Origin of the sequence: Flavobacterium piscis (genome assembly GCF_031457575.1) — a bacterium.
Taxonomy (GTDB): domain Bacteria; phylum Bacteroidota; class Bacteroidia; order Flavobacteriales; family Flavobacteriaceae; genus Flavobacterium; species Flavobacterium piscis_A.
In genome coordinates this window covers 269,389-291,794 of sequence record NZ_JAVDWQ010000005.1, presented here as the reverse complement: position 1 = coordinate 291,794, position 22,406 = coordinate 269,389, and the positions used below count along the sequence as shown (strand labels likewise).

Below are 22,406 nucleotides of genomic sequence, written 5' to 3'. Positions count from 1 at the left end.
TACCTCAATAACTTCTTTTTCTATATGCTTTTAGGCATCATCGGATTATTTGTTTGTGCTTTTATTTTTCCAAATTTATACATTGGAGTCTGGTTTGTTGTTTTAGTATTAATTACTTTTCTTGCACTTGATATTTTGATTTTGTATGTAACCAGAACCGGAATTGAAGCTTCAAGAGAAATGCCTGAAAAACTTTCGAATGGTGATTTAAATCCGATAAATATTTCGATCAAAAATCACTATACTTTTCCTGTTTCGGTTAAAATAATTGATGAAATTCCGTTTCAGTTTCAGGTTCGTGATTTTAAAATTTTACGAACTATCAAAGCTTCCGGACTGGACAAAATTGGTTATGATTTACGGCCAACGGAACGGGGTGAATATTATTTTGGAAATTTAAACATCTATGTTTCTTCTCCTTTAAAATTAATTTCGAGAAGATTTACTTTTGATAAGGATAAAATGGTCCCTGCCTATCCGTCTTATATTCAATTGAGAAAATATGATTTATTGGCTTTTTCGAATAATTTGTTTCAGTACGGAATCAAGAAAATACGCCGAATTGGTCATACAATGGAATTTGAACAAATCAAAGAATACGTTCAGGGCGATGATCTTCGAACCTTAAACTGGAAAGCGACAGCCAAGAAAAATGCCTTAATGGTGAATCAGTTTCAGGACGAAAAATCACAGTCGGTTTATATGGCGATTGATAAAGGCCGTGTGATGCAAATGCCTTTTGAAGGTTTGAGTTTATTGGATTATGCAATCAATTCAACTTTGGTTTTAGCCAATGTTATTCTGAAAAAACAGGACAAAGCAGGTATTTTTGCTTTCTCCAAAAAAGTAGAGAATAGGGTTTTCGCTGAAAAAAGAGGTTCGCAAATGCAAAAAATCCTGGAAACCTTGTACAACATCAAAACCGATTTTTTTGAAAGTGATTACAGCCGTTTGTATGTTGATATCAAGAAAAACATCAACCAGAGAAGTTTGATAATCCTATATACCAATTTTGAAACCATGGACGGATTAAACCGTCAAATGCCGTACTTAAAAGGTATTGCAAAAAGCCATTTATTGGTTGTCGTTTTCTTTCAAAATACAGAACTGAACGAAATCATCAATAAAAAAACCGATACGATTCAGGAAGTCTATGACAAAGTAATTGCCGAAAAATTCATGTTCGAAAAACGCTTAATTGCCAATGAATTGAAGAAATACGGAATTCATTCGGTTTTAACTCAGCCTGAGAATCTGACTTTGGATGCTATAAATAAGTATTTAGAAATTAAGTCGAGGGGGATTTTGTAGATCTGCTGTGAAATGAATTTTTGAATAAAGCCAAATGAAGAAAACGATATTATTTTTATTACTGTTCTATAAAATAACAGCCACGACATATGCCCAAAAAATCGCTTTTGAAAAACAAATCGACTCTCTTATTTCTGTTAAAACAGCAAAACCTTTTAACGGAATAATTTTTATCTCCCAAAAAGGAAAAACAAAATATTCTAAAACTCAAGGGTACTCTGACTTAAACAAAAAAACACTTTTAAATCTTACCGATCAGTTTGTAATTGGCTCTATAAGCAAACAATTTACTGCGGTTCTCGTACTTAGAGAATTTGACAAGGGTCGCCTTGAATTATTTATTCCTATTCATAAATACTTACCTGAATTAAAGCAAAATTGGGCAGATACTGTAACAATTCATCAATTATTGACACACACGCATGGAATTGTTCAACTTGACAAACCAACCATCTTTAAACCCGGAACTCAGTATTCTTATTCACAAATAGGTTATGATTTATTAGCCCAAATTATTGAGAAGACTTCAGGCAAATCATTCGTAGAACTTTCTACAGATTTATTTACAAAGTGTAGAATGGATTATACTTTTCACCCTGATTTCAAGAATTATAAAAATTTAGTTAAAGGTTATACAGAAACTGAAAATGGTAAAATTGAATTCGAAAATAAGTCTTTTCAAAACTATGTTGCTGCAGGTTCTTTTATATCAAATTGTAAAGACTTAAATCTTTGGAATAGGGAATTTTACGGTGGAAAATTATTAAAAAAAGAAACAATAAAAACACTTGAAACAAAGCAAAAAAATGCAGTACGAAACCATCCTGTTTTTGGAATAACTGCATATGGTTATGGAATAACTATTGATCAAAAAGAAGAAATTTTACAATTTGGGCAAACTGGGTATTCTTCAGGATTTATTTCTATGAGTTATTATTTTCCTAAAACCAAAACAAGTGTTATTGTACTTGAAAATATTGCTTATGATACTAATGAAATAAAAAAAACTTTCTATTATCATACTGAAATTTTGAAAATAATACGAAATGAAATAAAAAACTATAAATAATAATTTTCTAAAACTACAAGGTTTTGAATCTTTTTTCAATTGACTCCTGCTTTAGCTGGTCTAAAACAGGATTATCAAATTGGCTTTAGCCAAAAATCATCAATAAAAAGCCTTTCCTCCCTTGTACCTTTGCAACTTTGAACCTTTATCTCTTTTTAAAAAAATCTCAGTACCTTTGCCCCTTTGCAACTTTGAGCCTTAAAAAAATGAAACAAATCACTTCAGTACAAAATCCGTTTATAAAATCGCTTGTTTTATTGCAGGAAAAAGCAAAAGCACGCAAACAAACCGGAACATTTTTGATAGAAGGATTACGTGAAATTTCATTAGCGATAAAAGGAGGTTATGAAATTGAAACGGTGTTGTTTTTACCTGAATTGGTTACTGAAAGTGAAATCAATAAATTGGTTAATTCACCAGTTCAATTAATCGAAATCAATAAAGAAATTTATCAAAAACTAGCCTATCGCGATACTACTGAAGGCGTGCTTACAATAGCCAAAACAAAATCCATGCAGTTATCAGATTTAAAACTATCTGACAATCCGTTGATTTTAGTCGCAGAAGCACCTGAAAAGCCGGGAAACATCGGGGCACTTTTACGTACGGCCGATGCAGCTAATCTCGATGCTGTTTTAATTGCAAATCCAAAAAGTGATTTATACAATCCAAATATCGTTCGATCCAGTGTTGGGTGTTTGTTTACCAATCAAATTGCAACCGGAACAACTGCAGAAATCATAGCTTTTCTGAAAGAAAAAAAGATTAATTTTTATTGCGCCACACTTCAAAATTCAACATCGTATCACACACAGGATTTCACTACTCCAACCGCTTTGGTTGTGGGAACAGAAGCAACAGGTTTAACTCAGGATTGGCGTGATGCAGCAACTCAAAACATCATTATTCCGATGCAGGGCGAAATAGACAGTATGAATGTTTCGGTGGCTGCCGCAATTTTGATCTTTGAAGCTAAAAGACAAAGAGGGTTTTAGTTAGAAATTTAAAAGATTGCCGTTTCACTTTGTGAATTAACAAATATACTTTTCATTATTTTTCAAACGATATGACTGGCAAATTCTATTATCAGACTGAGCAAAGTCGATTTTTTTTCGAGTATAAAACCCTTGTTCCAATAGATTTGACAAGCATAAATTGTCTCAAAAAAGTCTAAAATCTAAAATCTAAAATCAACAATTGAATCCCTTGCGTATATTCCAACTAATGCTTATTTTTAAGAATTGAACCATGCCGTTATGATAGAAATAGATATTGAAAAAGAAAACAAAGCAATTGCCCAAGAGTATAAAGAATTACTTCGAATTAGTTACCAAACTTTAACCCCAACAGATAAAAAGCTAATTCGAAAAGCTTTTGACGTTGCTGTTGATGCCCATAAAGAACAAAGACGAAAATCCGGTGAGGCGTATATCTTTCATCCTATTGCAGTTGCGAAAATTGTAGCTTCCGAAATTGGTTTGGGAGCCACCTCTATTGCTGCGGCTTTATTGCACGATGTTGTCGAAGATACTCCCATAACAGTTGAAGATATTGAACGTTTATTCAATCCAAAAGTAGCACAATTAGTCGAAGGACTGACGAAAATTTCAATGGTTCAAAAGGATCTGAATGCTTCCATGCAGGCAGAGAATTTCCGTAAAATGATCCTCACACTGAACGATGATGTTCGTGTTATCCTGATCAAATTAGCAGATCGTCTTCATAATATGCAGACCATGGAGTCGATGGTGGAATACAAACAAACCAAAATCGCCTCTGAAACCTTATATATTTACGCTCCTCTCGCCCATCGTTTGGGGCTTTACAACATAAAAACCAAACTTGAAGATTTAGGTTTAAAATATACAGAACCAGCTATTTACGAAGACATTGTAAGCAAAATCAGAGAAACAAAAGAAGAACAGGATGCTTACATCAAAGATATTTCGGATGTTCTGAAAAAATCGCTTGATGCAGAAAACATTGATTACATCATAAAAGGACGACCAAAATCTATTTATTCAATTCGTCGAAAAATGCGTTCCCAAAGCGTCAGTTTTGATGAAGTGTACGATAAATTTGCGCTTCGAATTGTTTATAAATGTGATTCGCACGATGAAAAATTTGTAGCATGGAAAATCTATTCGATTGTAACTGACCATTACAGACCCAGCCCAAGCCGTTTGCGCGACTGGATTTCATCTCCTAAATCCACAGGTTACGAAGCGTTGCACATAACCGTTATGGGGCCAAAAGGCCGTTGGGTTGAAGTACAGGTACGAAGCGAGCGCATGGATGAAATTGCCGAGAAAGGCTACGCTGCACATTACAAATATAAAAACGGAGCATCAGAAGAAAGCGGTCTGGATGTATGGCTTAACTTGCTTCGTGAGGCTTTGGAAAATCCTGAAACCAATGCGGTTGATTTTGTAGAAGATTTTAAAATGAACCTATATTCACAAGAAATCTTTGTCTTTACACCAAAAGGCGAAATCAAGTCATTGCCTAAAGGAGCTACATCCCTTGATTTTGCGTTTAGCATACACTCTGAAATTGGGATTAAAACCCGAGGAACCCGAGTTAATGGACGCCTGGTTCCGCTAAATCATGAACTAAAAAGCGGTGATCAGGTAGAAGTGATTACATCAGCCAATCAAAAACCAACTATCAACTGGTTAGAGTACGTAACGACTTCGCGAGCCAAAAATAAAATTAAAAATGTCCTTAACGAGAATACTAAAAAAATTGCCGAAGAAGGAAAAGAACTGCTTACCAGAAAACTGAAACACTTAAAAATAACCATCAACGAGCAAGTTATCAATGAACTGGTTAATTTTTTCAGGCTCAAAACCAGTTTGGATTTATTTTACAGGGTGGGGATAGGTGCTATTGAGAATCAGCAATTGAAAGATTATGCCGCACAAAAAAGCAATTCGATTATCAATTTCTTCAAAAATAAAATCAAAAGAAATAAAGATACTGCCGATGATGATATTCACAAACAAATTATCAGTAGTAATTATGATATGCTCGTTTTTGGAACAGAGCATGACAAACTTGATTATAAACTCTCACAATGCTGTAATCCAATTCCGGGAGATGACGTTTTTGGCTTTGTAACCATTAATGAAGGAATAAAAGTGCATAAAAAAGACTGTCCGAACGCCATTGGTATGCAGTCCAATTATGCTTATCGCATTATGAGCGCCAAATGGATAGACTCTTCTCAGGAAGAATTCAAAGCCATTATCAATATTACAGGAATGGATGTTTTGGGTCTTACCAATCAATTAACCAAAGTCATTTCAAATAATATGAGCGTAAATATCCAGAGTATTTCATTAAGCACGGATGCAGGAATTTTTCATGGACAAATAGCTGTTATTGTAAAAAACAACACCATTTTGAAAAAAATGATCAATGCCATTAAAAAAATTGATGGTGTTGATAAGGTATCCAGAGAATACAGAACCTAACTTTTTAACCTATCTATAAGGGTTTTATAACTAAACTTTAAACCCGAAACTTTTATTCATTAAAAATAAAAAATTATCTTTGCCGGATATGACACTCATTTCAACTGACAACACTAAGAATCAAGAAATTGTAAAAAATGTTTTTACAATGTATCTTGAGCAAAAAGGGCATCGCAAAACTCCTGAGCGTTATGCTATACTTCAGGAAATATACGATAGCGAAGAACATTTTGACATAGAAAACCTTTATATCAAAATGAAAAACAAGAACTATCGTGTGAGTAGAGCAACCTTATACAACACGATCGAGTTATTGTTAGACTGCGCTTTGGTTAGAAAACATCAATTTGGGCAAAACCAGGCTTACTACGAAAAATCATATTTCGATAAAAACCACGATCATATTATTATGACGGATTCCGGTGAAGTAATTGAATTTTGCGATCCGAGAATTCAGACCATCAAAAAAACAATCGAAGAAATATTTGATATTGAAATCACCAATCATTCTCTTTATTTCTACGGAAACAAGAAGCAAAAAGAATAATCAGCTTAGATTTTCAAAAAATAAATAAAAATTAACTACACTAATCAGTAGGGCGATTTAGATTGTCCAAACGCAAATTAAAACAGAATGACCGTAGATTTATTACTAGGATTACAATGGGGAGATGAAGGTAAAGGAAAAATTGTTGACGTTCTTACTTCTAATTATGATATTATTGCACGTTTTCAAGGCGGGCCAAATGCAGGACATACATTAGAATTTGACGGAATCAAACATGTACTTAGAACTATTCCTTCCGGAATTTTTCATAAAAAATCAATCAATATCATTGGAAATGGTGTTGTAATTGATCCGGTAGTTTTTCAAAAGGAAATTGAAGGTTTAGATAAATTCAAAATTGACATTAAAAGCAAATTGATTATTTCAAGAAAAGCGCATTTAATTTTACCCACACACCGTTTGCTGGATGCAGCATCAGAAGCATCCAAAGGGAAAGCGAAAATTGGCTCGACCCTTAAAGGAATTGGTCCAACTTACATGGACAAAACCGGAAGAAACGGAATACGTGTTGGAGATATTGAATTAGAAGACTTTAAAGAACGTTACAGAGCATTGGCTGACAAACATGAAGCTATGATTGCTTTTTACGATGTCGCAATTCAATATAACTTAGCTGAACTTGAAAAAGAATTTTTTGAAGCTATAGAAGAATTAAAAAAATTAGACTTTATTGATAGTGAAGAATATATGCACCAGGCTCAAAAAGCAGGTAAATCTATTTTATGCGAAGGGGCCCAGGGTTCTTTATTAGATGTTGATTTCGGAACTTATCCTTTCGTAACTTCATCAAACACTACTGCAGCCGGAGCTTGTACCGGTTTAGGAATTGCTCCTAACAAAATCAAAGAAGTTTACGGAATTTTTAAAGCATACGTTACGCGTGTTGGTAGCGGGCCTTTCCCTACCGAGCTTTTTGATGAGGTTGGCGCTACAATGGCAAGAGTGGGTAACGAATTTGGTTCTGTAACCGGAAGACAAAGACGTTGTGGCTGGTTAGACTTAGTCGCTTTAAAATATGCTGTTCAGGTAAACGGAGTAACACAATTAATGATGATGAAAGGCGATGTTCTTTCAGGGTTTGAAACTTTAAAAGTGTGCACGGAATACAATTATAAAGGACAAAACATTTCTCACTTTCCTTACAACATCGAGCCGGAAAATGTAACTCCAATTTATAAAGAATTTAAAGGCTGGAAAGCAGATTTAACTGGATTAACGACTTATGATCAATTACCAATTGAGCTAAAAGAATATATTGAGTTTATTGAAAAAGAAATCGAAGTGCCAATCAAAATTGTGTCGGTAGGCCCAGACAGAAAGCAAACAATAACAAAACAATAAATTTAAACGCTCTGAAAATCAGAGCGTTTTTTTATATAACCTATTTTCAAAATGAGAAAAAATCCTGAGATTAAAATAAGAGAAACTAAGTTACTATCTGACAATTGGTATATTTTGAATAAGGTAACTTACAGCTATCAAAAAGAAAACGAAGCACCACAAACCCATATACGTGAAATTTATGATCGCGGAAACGGTGCCGCTATTTTATTATACAATACTTCTAATAAAACAGTTATTCTAACACGGCAATTTCGTTTACCAACTTTCCTTAACGGAAATAAAACCGGAATGATGATTGAAGTTTGCGCCGGACTTTTAGATCACGACAACCCCGAAGAAGCCATTATTCGTGAAACCGAAGAAGAAACAGGCTACCGACTTGATAAAGTACAGAAAATTATGGAAACTTACATGTCACCAGGTGCTGTTACAGAGATTTTGTATTTGTTTACAGGCGAATATGATGAAAGTATGAAAGTAAGTGAAGGCGGCGGATTAGATGCTGAACAAGAACATATTGAAGTTCTTGAATATACTTTTGAAGAAGCTTATACCATGATTGAGTCCGGAGAAATTTTGGATGCTAAAACGATTATGTTGTTGCAGTATGCAAAGATAAAAGGGTTGATTTAAAAGTATAAATCAGTTTAATATATAATTTCATTTTACGGTCTAGCCATTAATTACAAATTTTAAAATGAATCAAAATTCAATAATCTTAGTTTTTCTAATTGCATTTCTATTTACCAACTGTAAAAATGAAACTATTAAAAAAGCAGATACAATATTCGAAAAACAAAGTCCAAAAGTAATGGATGAAAACTTCGTAACATTTTTAAACAATTTCAGCCGTGATTCTATTTTTCAAATTAGCCGAATAAAATTTCCCCTGAAAATAAAAGAAATTGATAACGAAAATATGATTCAATTAATAGAAAAAACAATACCTAAGTCTGAATATTCAAAATTGGATTTTACTTATTCTAAAGATGCCCTAACAAGAGAACTGGATCGTTATAGCCAAAAAATTGTATTCAAAAATAATATAGCCGTTGTAGAAATTAGAGGAGTTGATAATGGAATTTATTCTGATTTTTCCTTTGAAAAAATAGATGGAAAATGGTTTTTAAAAACTTGGAAAGATCAATCAAATTAAGTTTTTTAATAACTTCATTAAAACTTTACTCAACCAATGATATTACTTAAAAATCGAACAAAACATATTAGAATAACAGCAATTGTTTTTATAATGATAAATATTATTGCTTTTATACATGCTTATAAATTCACACATTTCACAGAAAATAATTCTCCAAAGACCAAGAGCCCGGAAAAACTATCTCCGCTTGAAAAAGCACAAACTCTATTTCTTAGTGTCAACAATCCTAAACCTAAAAATCTAAAATTTCCATCTCAGAAATATCAAACCGTAAAACTAAAAAGTAATAAAGAAATTGAATGCTGGTTGATTAAAAATAAAAAACAGAAAGGAACTATTATTTTATTTCATGGTTATGGTTCTGAAAAATCTTCAATGATTGAAAAATCAGATGAATTTATAAAATTAGGTTTCAATACTATGCTTGTAGATTTTATGGGAAGCGGAAATTCAGAAGGAAATCAAACTACAATTGGTTACAAAGAAGCAGAACAAGTCAAAACTACATTTGATTACATAAGTCAATCAGGAGAAAAAAACATCTATTTATTTGGCACTTCAATGGGTGCTGCTGCAATCATGAAATGTATTAATGATAACAGAATAAAACCTAAAGGAATAATCATAGAATGTCCATTTGGTTCTATGTATAAAACAGTTTGTGCCAGATTTAAAAAAATGAATACGCCAACTTTTCCAATGGCCGGTTTTTTAGTATTCTGGGGCGGTCTTCAAAATGGTTTTTGGGGATTTAGTCACAATCCAGCAGAATATGCTAAAAATATAACCTGCCCAACTTTATTGCTGTATGGTGAAAAGGATAAAAGCGTAAGCCGTAAAGAAATTGATGAGATTTATGATAATTTGCAAGCTTCAAAGAAACTGACTATTTACAAAAAAACCGGGCATGAAAACTACTTGATAAAAAATAAATTAGAATGGAATAAGGATGTTTCTGAATTTATAAGGGCAACAGAAAATTAAAATAGTAATCCATTTTTTTCAAGAATCAGGTTTTTAAATTTTTGTTATATTAAAGTGAAAATACAACAAACAATTCAAAAAATTGTGTAATTTATTTGAGTAGTAAAAAAATAACTTTACATCAATAAAATTTCTATTTATGAAAAAGTTATACTTCACATTAAATCCCTTTCTTTTACTTATTCTGGTTTCATTCGTTTCCTGCAAAAAAAATGAAGCTGCTAAATCAACCGAAACTAAAAATCACAAAACAATTGAATATAAAAAACCAAAAACTGTTGGTTTTCATTTTGAAAAAACAAAAGAATGGCTTGAGGCTAATATAACTGATTCGACCAAACTGAATATTGCTTACGCCATCAACAGAACCGATAAAGCAAATTTTGCTAAAATGGATTCTGTTGTTATTCCGGAAGATTTCAGTGGAGATTTACCTTCTTACCTCCCGTTTCCGTTTCACGTTTCAAATTTAAAAGACGTTTCAAAAATTTTGATCTTCTCGTATCCAACACAAACATTTGCGGCTTACGAATATGGCGAATTGGTTTATACGGGCCCGACAAATATGGGTAGAAAAAAAGACCAGACCCCAACCGGGTTATTTTTTACCAACTGGAAAGCGGAGAAAACAACCAGTACTTTTAATGACGAATGGGATTTGAAATGGAATTTCAATATTGAAAACAAACTAGGCGTTGGATTTCACGAATACGAATTGCCAGGCTATCCGGCATCGCATTCTTGTTTGCGTTTATTAGAAAAAGATGCAAAGTACCTTTATAAATGGGCTGATGAATGGGTTTTAAAAGATAGTGAAAATGTAAAAGTAAAAGGAACTCCGGTAATTGTTTTTGGAAGTTATAATTTCGATGGCTCAAAACCTTCTTTTGAATTGGTTAAAGATCCAAAAGCATTAGATATTTCTGAATCAGAAATTGAAAGTCAGACAGCACCTTTTTTGAAAAGTATTTTAGAAAATCAAAAACTTAGGGAAGATAATCAGACTGATACTTCTGAAAAATAAAATTATGCCTCAAAAAAACGCTATAGTTTGAATAAATTTAATAAAACATAATTCCGTAAAATCTTGTTTTATTTATAATTAGTCATTTTAATTTTACCTATTTTCGTTAAAAATATCTATCCCTCTTAAAAGTAAATGAGAGAAGAAAATATAACATATCCACTAAATAAAATGTCTAAAAAATTAATCTTTCTATTTCTGCTATCAGGTTTTTTATCTATCGGGCAAACTAAAAAAATCTCAAACTCAGAAACATACACAAGCCGAAAAGAGCTTTACAAAATAAAATATAATCCGGAACATTGGATAAAAAGTTCAGAATCAGAAAACTGGGATGTAGAATTTAACGACAAATACAATTTGGTAACCGCCTATTTTATTGAATATGATTATTTTATATCCGATAAAAAACTTAAAAGTACCATTGAAGAGGAATACAAGGAATTTGGCAAAATCAAAAATTTAAAAATTTCCAGGAAGAAGATCAATAACATTGAAGTTAACTACTTTGAATGTGAACTGGATTACAATGATTTTCTATACAAATACCAAGGGTTTTTCTATAATGGAAAAGGAGGCTCTATACAGATGCAATATGGTGCACAAGCCGAAGCAATAGAGCAAAATCAAAACCTTATTAATGAACTTAACAATGGTTTCTCCATTATAAATTAGAAATAAAAAAGGCATAAGTTATTAATCTCATGCCTTTCTTTTTATATGTAAATCTTAAAATTATCTTGAATAATTTGGCGCTTCTTTCGTAATAGTAACATTGTGTGGATGACTTTCTGTAATTCCGCTTGATGTGATTCTAACAAAACGTCCAGATTCCTGTAATGTCGGAATATCTTTTGAACCGCAATATCCCATACCGGCACGAAGTCCCCCAATAAACTGAAGCATACTTTCGTTCAATTCACCTTTATACGGAACACGACCTACAATTCCTTCCGGAACTAACTTTTTAACATCGTCTTCAACATCCTGGAAATAACGATCTTTTGATCCGCCCTGCATCGCTTCAACAGAACCCATTCCGCGATACGATTTGAATTTTCTTCCTTCAAAAATAATGGTTTCGCCCGGAGATTCTTTTGTACCTGCTAATAAGGATCCCAACATTACACAATCAGCACCTGCGGCAATTGCTTTTGGAATATCTCCTGTGTAACGAATTCCACCATCTGCAATTACTGGAACTCCTGTTCCTTTGATAGCTGCTGCTACTTCAAGAACGGCTGAAAATTGAGGAAAACCTACACCAGCAACAATACGGGTTGTACAGATAGAACCAGGCCCGATTCCAACTTTTACACCATCAGCGCCATTTGCTACTAAATATTTAGCTGCCTCCGGAGTGGCGATATTTCCAACAATTACATCTATATTTGGAAATTTTGATTTTACTTCCTTCAACACATTTACCACACCTTCCGTATGTCCATGAGCTGTATCAATGATAATAGCATCAACACCAGCAGCAACCAATGCCTCTGCTCTTTGAACTGCATCACCAGTAACACCAATGGCTGCAGCCACTCTCAAACGTCCAAAAACATCTTTATTAGCAATTGGTTTTTGCGTTAATTTAGTAATATCCCTGAAAGTAATTAAACCAACCAATTCATAATTGGCATTAACTACAGGTAATTTTTCGATTTTGTGACCTTGTAAAACTACTTCGGCCTGTTCTAATGAAGTTCCTTCGGCAACGGTTACCAGGTTTTGGCTTGTCATTACCTCAATAATTGGTCTCGCTCCGTTTTTTTCGAAACGCAAATCACGATTGGTAACAATTCCTTTTAGGATTTTATTTTCGTCAACGATCGGAATTCCGCCAATTCCGAATTCTTTCATCGCATTTTTCGCGTCTGCAATTGTCGAGGTCAGTGGTAAAGTTACAGGATCAATGATCATTCCTGCTTCTGCACGCTTCACCTTTCTAACCTTCGCAGCTTGTTGCTCGATGGTCATATTTTTATGTAAAACACCAATACCGCCTTCCTGTGCCATAGCAATTGCCATTGCACTTTCTGTAACCGTATCCATAGCTGCAGATACAATTGGAACGTTTAGTGTAATATTTCTTGAAAATTTTGATTTGATACTCACTTCACGGGGAAGCACATTCGAGTAGTTAGGTACTAATAATACATCATCGTAAGTTAAACCTTCGCCGATAATCTTGGAGTTGTGTGCTATCATGTTGCAATTTGTAGTTGAATTGCGTGCAAATATAGTGAATAAATTGGAAACTTGAATACTAACTTATTCAGATTTTTTTTGAACGGTTAACGAAATCGTTTCCTTACAGCCCTAGCCCGGATGGAAATGAAAAGCCATGAAAACCAAAAATACATTTTTTCCCGGTTTTAAAAAGCGACCAGCGGAAGCTCTTTTAAAACTTTGGAAAAAAGTAGTTTTGATTGAGTGCTTGTAATAGACAGCCGGAATTGCTCCTGAAAAATTAAATGACTTAAATTCTACTTTTCAGCATCCTGAAAGATAAAATTGAGACCAAACTGAAACGCCATACTATTAGCTTTGGTGATATCTTTATATTCTAATACATTGTCAACAAGAGCGTATAGATTTAATTTTCCTAATGTTCCTGAAACCCCAAAACCAATATTTTTATACGAATAAGAATCGACTGTATACGTTGTTTTGAGTTCCAGCTTTTCAAAAATTCTGCGTTTATAAAATGCCGTAACAGCAATAATGGGCTGTTTAGGCATAGTCATAGCAAAAAACTGCCCTCCAATTGCATTTACATATTGTCGCTCATTTGACCTTGTACAGCTGCATTCATCATCGCCCCTGTATTCCCCAAATGAATATTGAACAGATGCATTCAGTTTTGCAGGTCTCCAGGTTGTGTATTTGTTATAAAGCGTGTCACGGGGAATGGCTTTATCGAATTCATCAAAAACATCTTCAGGCTCATCTGTAAAATCGAAATTAGGATTTATACCGTCATATTTATAACTTCCCTTGTAAGTCAGGGTTTCAATGTTTTTTGTATGCCGAATAAAACCAATGTCGATAAGACTAGCTGTTAATTGAAGGTTTTCTTTGGGATAATATGTCACTCCGGTATCAAAACCCAAACCCAGGCTTCCATTAAAAAAAGTATTATGAACAATGTCTTTTGCAATATTGCCGTCATACTCATCTTTTGTAAAAGCAGCAATACCCGACGTTTGCAGTTCTAAATCAGAAGAGATGATTTGATTATAAATATTCCCATTAGTTGAATTTTGGGAGGTATAAACAAATCCTGAATTTTTAGTGGAGGTAGCGTTGGCACCACTTGAGTATAGTTTGACACGCCCTCCTAACACCAAATTTGGATTCATTTTTTTGTGAAAACCAACGTGCAAAACAGATAGGACTTCGGCACGCAGATTCACATCTCCCAGATTAAATGATTTTCCAATGTAGTCACGATTTCCGTCTAAGGCTAAAATGGCAATATCTTTAGGAACGTACATTAAAAAATCAAATTCCTGATAAGCTCCAAACGAAAAATAAGAGGTGCTGTTTTCTCCACCAACACGAAATCCTCCAGAAAACAATTCGAGTTGTTCATTTACATATATCTTATCTTTATTGGAAGCTTTATTAATAATTCTTCGAATTTTGTCATTAAAATCTACTCCGTTATCGGCAAATAAATCGTAAGCTGAAAAACTATCAGAACCTATATTCGCTGAGATTCCGGATAAAAGGGGAATCCCAAAATAATATTTATACGAAACATCGGCACCTGGGTTTACAAGTAAAGACTGTGGAATTGAAGTAAAATTATACAAAATCTGCTTGTTCTGTGAGAAACAAATGATTTGAGTAGATACTAATATGATTAGATATACTTTTCTCATTTCAATCTTCTATTTCAAAATACAGTGTTGCACCTGAGCGAAGTTTCAGATTTCCTGTACTATTTTCGTTTAATGGCATCCCGGGTGCCATTGTTATGACGAAACCTACTCGAATCGTTTTTTTAAGATTAACCAGACGTTGATTTTCGAAAATTTCAGTGAATTTTAAAACATTGTTTGTACCTGTATATGCCGGAATAGTAAAACTTAATGTTTCAATTGGATTATTTTGGGCATCAATAAGAATTAAATCAATTTTATAGGCTCGTGAAATTGTATTTGTTATCTCAAAACTAAACTCTGTTTTCATTAAATCTTCCCGCAATAAAGAGTTTCTAAAGGGGTCAAAATCCTGTGCATCAAAAACAACACTTTGTTCGGTTTCGTCATCTATGAAAGCACTCGCCGGAATATCAAAATAAATCAGGTTAGCGACCAAAACCGGCTTTAATTGCAAATCATTGACCTGATCAAAATCTAAATCACCGGAGCATGAGAAACCCAGAAATATTAAACCTAAAAATTTTGTAATTTTACTTATGCCTGACAGTTTCATAACTAAAAGTTTTTGGCTTATTAGAAACAACGCATTTTAACGAGCTTGTATTGTGCCAGCATAGTAAATATACTAAAAAAACCCTAATGAAATTTTCCAAATAATTTAGATGCTTCATTATAAGCACTTTCAAAGCTTAGAGTATTTAATCCTGTCGCTTTTTTATTGGCTATAAAATACGAGATCAGTTTTTCTGTTGGCATATTTCCTGTTAGTTTATCAGTTGCCATAGGACAGCCTCCAAAACCCTGAATCGCCCCATCAAAACGTTTACAGCCTGCTTTATACGCTGCGTCAATTTTCTCGAACCAGCTATTTGGGGTAGTATGCAAATGTGCACCAAACTCAATTTGAGGGTATTTTGGAATTAAATTTGAAAAAAGATACGTAATTACTTCTGGAGTAGAACTTCCAACGGTATCAGAAAGTGATAATATTTTCACTCCTTTATTAGATAATTTTTCTGTCCATTCGCCTACAATTTCAACATTCCATGGATCTCCGTAAGGATTTCCGAAACCCATTGAAAGATAAGTTACCAATTCCTTATTGTTCTTGTCAGCAATTTCCAGAATTTCATCAAGAGTGATTAACGATTCGGCAATTGTTTTGTGTGTATTACGCATTTGAAAATTCTCAGAAATCGAAAATGGAAAACCAAGATATTGAATTTCAGCATGTTCACAAGCCAGACTGGCACCTTGTGTATTGGCAATAATTGCTAATAATTTACTGCTTGTCTGGGATAAGTCCAGTCGCGATAAAACTTCGGCCGTATCCTGCATTTGCGGAATCGCTTTGGGAGAAACAAAACTACCAAAATCAATGGTATCAAAACCAATCCTTAGCAAAGACTGCAAATAGGAAACCTTGTTTTTAGTAGGAATAAAATCTTTGATACCTTGCATGGCATCGCGTGGGCATTCTATAATTTTGATTTCTTTAGTCAAAGCTTATTCTTTTGTAAAGGCTAAGTTAATGCCTTTTTTAAAGAAATAAAAGTTATAATTTTTTAGCCCGTAAAGATTACTACGATTGTTTTAGGATTTTCTTATTGATTTCTTTTATTAAAGCTGGACCTTCATAAATAAATCCTGTGTATAGTTGTATCAGGCTTGCACCGGCATTTAATTTTTCGATGGCATCATCAGCAGAGTGAATCCCACCTACTCCAATGATTGGGAATGCTTTATTGCTTTTCTCAGAAAGAAATTGAATAACCTCAGTAGAGCGTTTTGCTAATGGCCTGCCAGACAAGCCTCCCATTTCTGATTTATTTTCAGATTCTAATCCATCTCTTAAAATAGTTGTATTGGTGGCAATAACACCCGCAATTTGAGTGATTTTTACAATATCAATGATATCTAATAATTGCTCGTCTGTTAAGTCCGGGGCAATTTTTAAAAGAATCGGTTTTACTTTTTGATTGCTTGTTTTTTGTTTTTCAATATTTCTGTTTTGCAAGGTCTGAAGTAAGGCAGTCAAAGGTTCTTTATCTTGTAAAGCTCTTAAATTTGGAGTATTTGGCGAGCTGACATTCACTACAAAATAATCAACATGATCAAACAACGCATCAAAACAAATGATATAATCATCGACAGCATTTTCGTTTTCCGTTACTTTATTTTTTCCGATATTTCCACCAATTAAAACTCCGGAATTCTTTTTCAAGCGCTCAACAGCCTCAAGAACTCCTCCGTTATTAAAACCCATTCGGTTAATGATGGCCTGATCTTCTTTTAATCTGAACAAACGTTTTTTCGGATTTCCTTCCTGACCAACAGGCGTTACGGTTCCAATTTCGATAAAACCAAAACCAAAATCAGAAAGCTCTTTGTATAATTTGGCATCTTTATCAAATCCTGCCGCAAGGCCTACAGGATTTTTGAATTTAATTCCGAAAACTTCCCGTTCTAAACGGCTGTCTTTTACTTCGAAAATTGATTTTATAATTGATGAAGCCCCTGGTATTTTTGAAATGAACCTAACAAATGAAAAAGTAAAGTAATGTACTTCTTCTGGATCAAACCAAAAAAGTATCGGACGAATTATCAATTTATACATATGAATCTTATTTTTTTGGTTGCAAATTTAATTATTATACTTTAAAATGACTCATTTTTCACAAACATATAATTTCTATTTTGTTTCATTATAAGACTATCAACTATATAATTTATCCTATAGAATATATATAATTATTTTATTTAATTTTGGTTTGATTTGATTTGAAACTTTACTTAGTTAAAACAATTATAATGAGAGCTAAAACCCAATGGCTATTTGCCCTATTTACAATTTCAATATTTTCTATTGCCTATAGTTACACTAAACTTAGTGCTCCGAAAGAAAAGTTCAATACTATGGATTGTAATGAAACTCCAAATGCATACGAAGAACCATTGTTTGAACCAACAATAGAAAATAAAAACAAACCTGCAGCAGACAAAACACCAAAAGGAATGGTCTGGATTCCTGGGGGAGAATTTTCCATGGGAAGTAATGTTGAGGATGAAAATTTATGTAATATAAAAGGCATTACAAAAGATGCCGTACCTATCCACAGAGTCTATGTTGACGGATTTTATATGGATAAAACAGAAGTTACCAACGAGCAATTTGAAGCATTTGTAAAAGCAACGGGTTATGTTACTTTGGCTGAGAAAAAACCAACTCCTGAACAATATCCGGATGCCCCTTTAGAAAATTTAATAGCCGGATCTGCCGTGTTCACCCCTACACCTTCAAAAGTAGATTTAAATAATTACATACAATGGTGGACTTATGTTGGAGATGCTGACTGGAGACATCCTGAAGGCCCCGCAAGTTCGATAAAGGGAAAAGAAAAATATCCTGTAGTTCAGGTTTCCTATGAAGATGCTGCTGCTTACGCCAAATGGACAGGAAAAAGATTACCAACAGAAGCGGAATGGGAATTTGCTGCACGCGGAGGTAAAACGGGACAACTGTATGCATGGGGAAACATCTTAAAACCTGAAGGAAGATTTCAGGCTAATATTTATCAAGGGAACTTCCCTATAGAAAAGGGCGACACTGGCGAAGATGGTTATATAGGAATTGCCCCGACAGCACAATTTATACCAAATTCTTATGGTCTTTATGATATTGGAGGAAATGTTTGGGAATGGACTAACGATTGGTATACTGCTGATTATTATTCTGTTTTAAAAGAATCCGGCAAGGTTACACGTAATCCGTCAGGTCCTGAAAAAGCGTATGATGCTGCAGAACCCGGATTACCAAAAAAAGTACAGCGTGGCGGATCATTTTTATGTACAGACCAATACTGTACACGTTATATGGTAGGAACAAGAGGAAAAGGTGACTATCAATCTCCTGCAAACCATATTGGTTTCAGATGTGTCAAAAGCATTTAACTAAACCAAAATCAATAAAAAAGGATTCTATTAAATTAAAACAGAATTCCTTTTTTATTGCAGATTTCCAAACTGAATAATCCTCCTTAAAAAATGTCTATCTTTGCTAAAAAATTAAAAAAATGCAACATATAATAGATCGATTTATCAGTTATGTAACGATTGATACCGAATCAGACCCAAATTCGCAAACAACACCAAGTACTGAAAAACAATGGAACCTTGCCAATAAATTAGCAGAAGAACTAAAAACTATTGGCTTAAAAGATGTTACTATAGACGACAAAGCTTATATCATGGCTACTTTGCCAGGCAATGTTGAACATGAAGTTCCTACAATTGGTTTTGTATCTCATTTTGATACTTCTCCTGACTTTAGTGGCGCAAACGTAAAACCTCAAATTATTACCAATTACGATGGCAAAGACATCCTATTAAATGCTGAAAAAAATATTGTTCTCTCTCCAAATTACTTCAAGGATTTATTACAGTACAAAGGACAAACTTTAATTACTACCGATGGAACTACGTTGTTGGGTGCTGATGATAAAGCAGGAATTACTGAAATTGTTTCGGCAATGGAATATTTAATTCAGCATCCTGAAATCAAACACGGAAAAATCAGGATTGGTTTCACTCCCGATGAAGAAATTGGGCGTGGTGCCCATCATTTTGATGTTGAAAAATTTGGAGCTCAATGGGCTTACACTATGGATGGAAGCCAGATTGGCGAATTGGAATATGAAAATTTTAATGCCGCCGGAGCCAAAATTACTTTTAAAGGAAAAAGCGTTCACCCTGGTTATGCCAAAGGAAAAATGATCAACTCTATGCTAATTGCAAATGACTTTATCAATGAACTTCCAAAAGGAGAAATCCCTCAGAAAACAAAAGGTTATGAAGGATTTTTTCATGTACATCACTTAACGGGAAGTATTGAAGAAACTGTTTTAGAACTAATTATTCGTGATCATAACAGAAAGAAATTTGAGAAACGAAAAGAGTTGATTGGAAAAATTGCAAAAAAAATCAATAGAAAATTCGCTAAACAATTTGGTGAAGATATAGTGATTACTGAAGTTAAGGACCAGTATTACAACATGAAAGAAAAAGTACTTCCTGTAAAGCATATAGTTGATATTGCTGAGAAAGCCATGAGAGAATTAAACATAAAACCGATCATAAAACCAATTCGTGGCGGAACTGACGGATCTCAATTATCATACATGGGATTACCTTGCCCAAATATTTTTGCCGGTGGTCATAACTTTCATGGAAAATATGAATATGTTCCTGCAGAAAGTATGCAGAAAGCAACTGATGTAATTGTAAAAATTGCCGAGCTAACTGCTATTCCCGGTATTTTTGATGTAAAAGAAAAAACGAAAACAAAAAAATAATTGAACCCAACTCCCGAAAATAAAGGCAGTAGGAAAGATAAATGGGAAGAAGAATTACTTCTTCTCAAATCTATTGTTGATAAAACCGAATTAAAAGAAACCACAAAATGGGGAGGTCCGGTTTATATTTATGAGAAAAAGAATATTATTGCTTTAGGAGGTTTTAAAGATTATTTTGCTATTTGGTTTTTTAATGGTGTTTTTCTCAAAGATGATAAAAAAAAACTCATCAATGCACAAGAAGACAGAACAAAATCACTGCGGCAATGGCGCTTTGCTTCAAAAGAAGAAATAAACGAAAAAGAGCTGTTAGAATATGTCTTAGAAGCTATTGAAAATGAAAAACAGGGTAAAATTATTAAACCTTCAAAGAAAGAAGCTATAGTTTCTGAGCTTCTGGAAAAAGAAATGGTTCAAAATCCAACATTAGCAGAAGCTTTTCAGAAATTCAGTCCGTACAAGCAATATGAATTTCTGGAATATATTGAAACCGCAAAACAGGAAAAAACCAAACTTTCGAGAATTGAGAAAGTGATTCCGATGATTTTAACGAATGTTGGGCTGAATGATAAATACAGGTAAAATTAAATCAAATATTTAAATTGCAATTTCCAATTTATAGAGACCTTTGTCAGAAATTAAAACTTTGACAAAGGTTTTTTTGTCAATTTCGACAGAGGAGAAATCACACTAGTAATTCGACAAAGACTGGCGACAACCTTACGGAGTTTCTTGTATGATTTCTCCTTACGAAAATGACACGATCAAGCAAAAATTAGAACAAAAAAATCCCAAACTCCTCCCGATAACTATCGGGACGGAATTTGGGATTTTTCTATATTTGAATTTTAAAAACTTTACGCTTTTTTATTCAAAGCAGCACTCATTTCCATAGAAATAGCCGAACGTTCTAATTTTAATTTTCCAGACATAGTTTCAATTATAACTGTTGTTTCAGCTAGCTCAACCACTTTACCATGAATACCACTTTTAGTAATTATTCTGTCACCTACTTTTAAGCTGCTTTCAAATTCTTTTTCGTTTTTTGCTCTTTTTTGTTGTGGTCTGATCATGAAGAAATAGATTACCACGAACATTAAAAGGAAAGGCGCAAACTGAGTAAATTGTCCCATAATTGAAATTCTTTTTTTAATTTATTATTACTATTTTTTTACATTAAGCCTCTTCCAACTTTAACCATTTTTTTGTTGGCTGTAAGTTCTTTTACAAGATTGTCTAAAATTCCGTTGATAAAAATACTGCTTTTTGGCGTAGAATACTCTTTAGCAATTTCTAAATATTCGTTAAGAGTTACTTTTACCGGAATAGAAGGGAATTTTAAAAACTCGCAGATCGCCATTTTTAAGATAATAGTATCAATTTCTGCAATTCTTTCACTATCCCAGTTTGGAGTCTTATCATCATACTCCTTTGCCAGAATTGATTCGTTTAAGACAGTTCTTCTGAACAAATCTTTGGCAAAATCCTTATCTTCAACATCCTTGTACAATTTTGGCACTCTAAAATCATCCGGATCTTCTGTTTTGATTGCTTTTAATTGTTTAACGATATGTGTATTTACCACAGGAATATCATCAACCCATGTTAATTTGTCATCTTCTAAATACTCATATAATTTTTCATTTGGTACAATTACATCAGAAAACAAATCAATTATAAATTGTCTGTCTTCTTCAAAAGTATTTACAGAAGTACTCATGTATTGGGCATACAAATCGCTTACTTTGATATCATTTAGAAGCAATAAAATATAATCATCATTCAATGACCAGTTATTGATTTTACGATTTTCTAAAGCGATGCTAAGTGAATTGCTTTCGGCAAGAAGCTGAAAAATTTTATTCTTGATAAATTTTTCATTTGGATTTCGTTCTGCAGCGGTTGCAAGATGTTTTTTACTGGAAAGGTGTAAAAAGACTGATTCTTTTTTACAAATTTCAATCAATGAAGAAAGCATTATAAGATATAAATCCTGAATATTATCAATACTGTAAAAAAGAAACTTTTCTTCTTTTTCCAGATTATCAGAACCACTTTGATGCATTGCATAAATGGATTGCATGACTTTAACGCGTAAGTGTCTTCTATTTACCACCTTGTAAGAACATTTAAAAATTAGAGTGCAAAATTAAGGATTTCCATCCTTATATTAAAATTAATTCGTGAAAAAGTCACAGTATTCAGTCGCAGTATTCAGTCACAGTTTTCA

General features: G+C 33.5%; 21 protein-coding genes. 14 read left to right on the top strand and 7 right to left on the bottom strand.

Features of this window, described 5'->3' with window-relative positions:
- Positions 1-24: 24 nt before the first annotated feature.
- The 11 genes from J2W48_RS09755 to J2W48_RS09705 all read left to right on the top strand — a co-directional run bounded on the left by J2W48_RS09755 (position 25) and on the right by J2W48_RS09705 (position 11,610).
- Positions 25-1,311 (top strand): DUF58 domain-containing protein, encoded by a 1,287-nt coding sequence (locus J2W48_RS09755; protein WP_310280852.1) that lies wholly within the window; start codon positions 25-27, stop codon positions 1,309-1,311.
- A 34-nt stretch (positions 1,312-1,345) separates the two neighbouring features.
- Positions 1,346-2,380 carry a serine hydrolase domain-containing protein gene (locus J2W48_RS09750; RefSeq protein WP_310280735.1) on the top strand — a complete coding sequence of 345 codons (1,035 nt, stop codon included), beginning with the start codon at positions 1,346-1,348 and terminating at the stop codon, positions 2,378-2,380.
- Positions 2,381-2,586: 206 nt separating this feature from the next.
- Positions 2,587-3,375, top strand: a complete 789-nt coding sequence (locus tag J2W48_RS09745) for a TrmH family RNA methyltransferase (protein ID WP_310280733.1) — start codon at positions 2,587-2,589, stop codon at positions 3,373-3,375.
- A gap of 261 nt (positions 3,376-3,636) precedes the next feature.
- Complete coding sequence (locus J2W48_RS09740) at positions 3,637-5,856, top strand: RelA/SpoT family protein (protein WP_310280731.1); 2,220 nt, start codon at positions 3,637-3,639, stop codon at positions 5,854-5,856.
- 88 nt (positions 5,857-5,944) lie between these two features.
- A complete protein-coding gene (locus J2W48_RS09735; protein WP_294926761.1) occupies positions 5,945-6,403 on the top strand; it encodes a Fur family transcriptional regulator in 459 nt (152 codons plus the stop codon).
- 87 nt (positions 6,404-6,490) lie between these two features.
- Positions 6,491-7,765 carry an adenylosuccinate synthase gene (locus J2W48_RS09730; protein ID WP_310280729.1) on the top strand — a complete coding sequence of 425 codons (1,275 nt, stop codon included), beginning with the start codon at positions 6,491-6,493 and terminating at the stop codon, positions 7,763-7,765.
- A gap of 51 nt (positions 7,766-7,816) precedes the next feature.
- Entirely contained in the window at positions 7,817-8,401 is a 585-nt protein-coding gene (locus tag J2W48_RS09725) for an NUDIX domain-containing protein (RefSeq protein WP_310280727.1), read from the top strand.
- Between the two features lie 64 nt (positions 8,402-8,465).
- Entirely contained in the window at positions 8,466-8,924 is a 459-nt protein-coding gene (locus J2W48_RS09720; RefSeq protein WP_310280725.1) for a DUF4348 domain-containing protein, read from the top strand.
- Between the two features lie 36 nt (positions 8,925-8,960).
- The gene (locus J2W48_RS09715) at positions 8,961-9,911 is read left to right on the top strand and encodes an alpha/beta hydrolase (protein ID WP_310280723.1); all 951 of its coding nucleotides are present in this window, start codon (positions 8,961-8,963) and stop codon (positions 9,909-9,911) included.
- A 139-nt stretch (positions 9,912-10,050) separates the two neighbouring features.
- The gene (locus tag J2W48_RS09710) at positions 10,051-10,935 is read left to right on the top strand and encodes a L,D-transpeptidase (protein WP_310280721.1); all 885 of its coding nucleotides are present in this window, start codon (positions 10,051-10,053) and stop codon (positions 10,933-10,935) included.
- 135 nt (positions 10,936-11,070) lie between these two features.
- Complete coding sequence (locus J2W48_RS09705) at positions 11,071-11,610, top strand: hypothetical protein (RefSeq protein ID WP_310280720.1); 540 nt, start codon at positions 11,071-11,073, stop codon at positions 11,608-11,610.
- 60 nt (positions 11,611-11,670) lie between these two features.
- Here J2W48_RS09705 and guaB read toward each other — a convergent pair whose 3' ends face one another.
- From guaB to J2W48_RS09680, 5 genes are all read right to left on the bottom strand, one after another.
- A complete protein-coding gene (guaB, locus tag J2W48_RS09700) occupies positions 11,671-13,143 on the bottom strand; it encodes an IMP dehydrogenase (protein WP_310280718.1) in 1,473 nt (490 codons plus the stop codon).
- A gap of 278 nt (positions 13,144-13,421) precedes the next feature.
- A complete protein-coding gene (locus J2W48_RS09695; protein WP_310280715.1) occupies positions 13,422-14,822 on the bottom strand; it encodes a DUF5723 family protein in 1,401 nt (466 codons plus the stop codon).
- A gap of 1 nt (position 14,823) precedes the next feature.
- Entirely contained in the window at positions 14,824-15,378 is a 555-nt protein-coding gene (locus J2W48_RS09690; protein ID WP_310280714.1) for a hypothetical protein, read from the bottom strand.
- Between the two features lie 83 nt (positions 15,379-15,461).
- Positions 15,462-16,328, bottom strand: coding sequence for a beta/alpha barrel domain-containing protein (locus J2W48_RS09685; RefSeq protein ID WP_310280712.1), 867 nt, complete (start codon positions 16,326-16,328; stop codon positions 15,462-15,464).
- Between the two features lie 79 nt (positions 16,329-16,407).
- Positions 16,408-17,442, bottom strand: coding sequence for a quinone-dependent dihydroorotate dehydrogenase (locus J2W48_RS09680; RefSeq protein WP_310280710.1), 1,035 nt, complete (start codon positions 17,440-17,442; stop codon positions 16,408-16,410).
- Between the two features lie 194 nt (positions 17,443-17,636).
- Between J2W48_RS09680 and J2W48_RS09675 the strand changes: the two genes are divergently transcribed.
- The 3 genes from J2W48_RS09675 (at position 17,637) to J2W48_RS09665 (ending at position 20,758) form a co-directional block, all read left to right on the top strand.
- On the top strand, positions 17,637-18,776 hold the full coding sequence (locus J2W48_RS09675) for a formylglycine-generating enzyme family protein (RefSeq protein ID WP_310280708.1): 1,140 nt from the start codon (positions 17,637-17,639) through the stop codon (positions 18,774-18,776).
- 122 nt (positions 18,777-18,898) lie between these two features.
- Positions 18,899-20,176, top strand: coding sequence for a peptidase T (gene pepT / locus J2W48_RS09670; RefSeq protein ID WP_310280706.1), 1,278 nt, complete (start codon positions 18,899-18,901; stop codon positions 20,174-20,176).
- The gene (locus J2W48_RS09665; RefSeq protein ID WP_310280704.1) at positions 20,177-20,758 is read left to right on the top strand and encodes a YdeI/OmpD-associated family protein; all 582 of its coding nucleotides are present in this window, start codon (positions 20,177-20,179) and stop codon (positions 20,756-20,758) included.
- A 275-nt stretch (positions 20,759-21,033) separates the two neighbouring features.
- On the opposite strand, the gene yajC is transcribed toward J2W48_RS09665, so the two are convergent.
- A complete protein-coding gene (yajC, locus tag J2W48_RS09660) occupies positions 21,034-21,309 on the bottom strand; it encodes a preprotein translocase subunit YajC (protein WP_310280702.1) in 276 nt (91 codons plus the stop codon).
- 38 nt (positions 21,310-21,347) lie between these two features.
- Positions 21,348-22,259 carry a transcription antitermination factor NusB gene (gene nusB, locus J2W48_RS09655; protein WP_310280700.1) on the bottom strand — a complete coding sequence of 304 codons (912 nt, stop codon included), beginning with the start codon at positions 22,257-22,259 and terminating at the stop codon, positions 21,348-21,350.
- Positions 22,260-22,406: the final 147 nt, after the last annotated feature.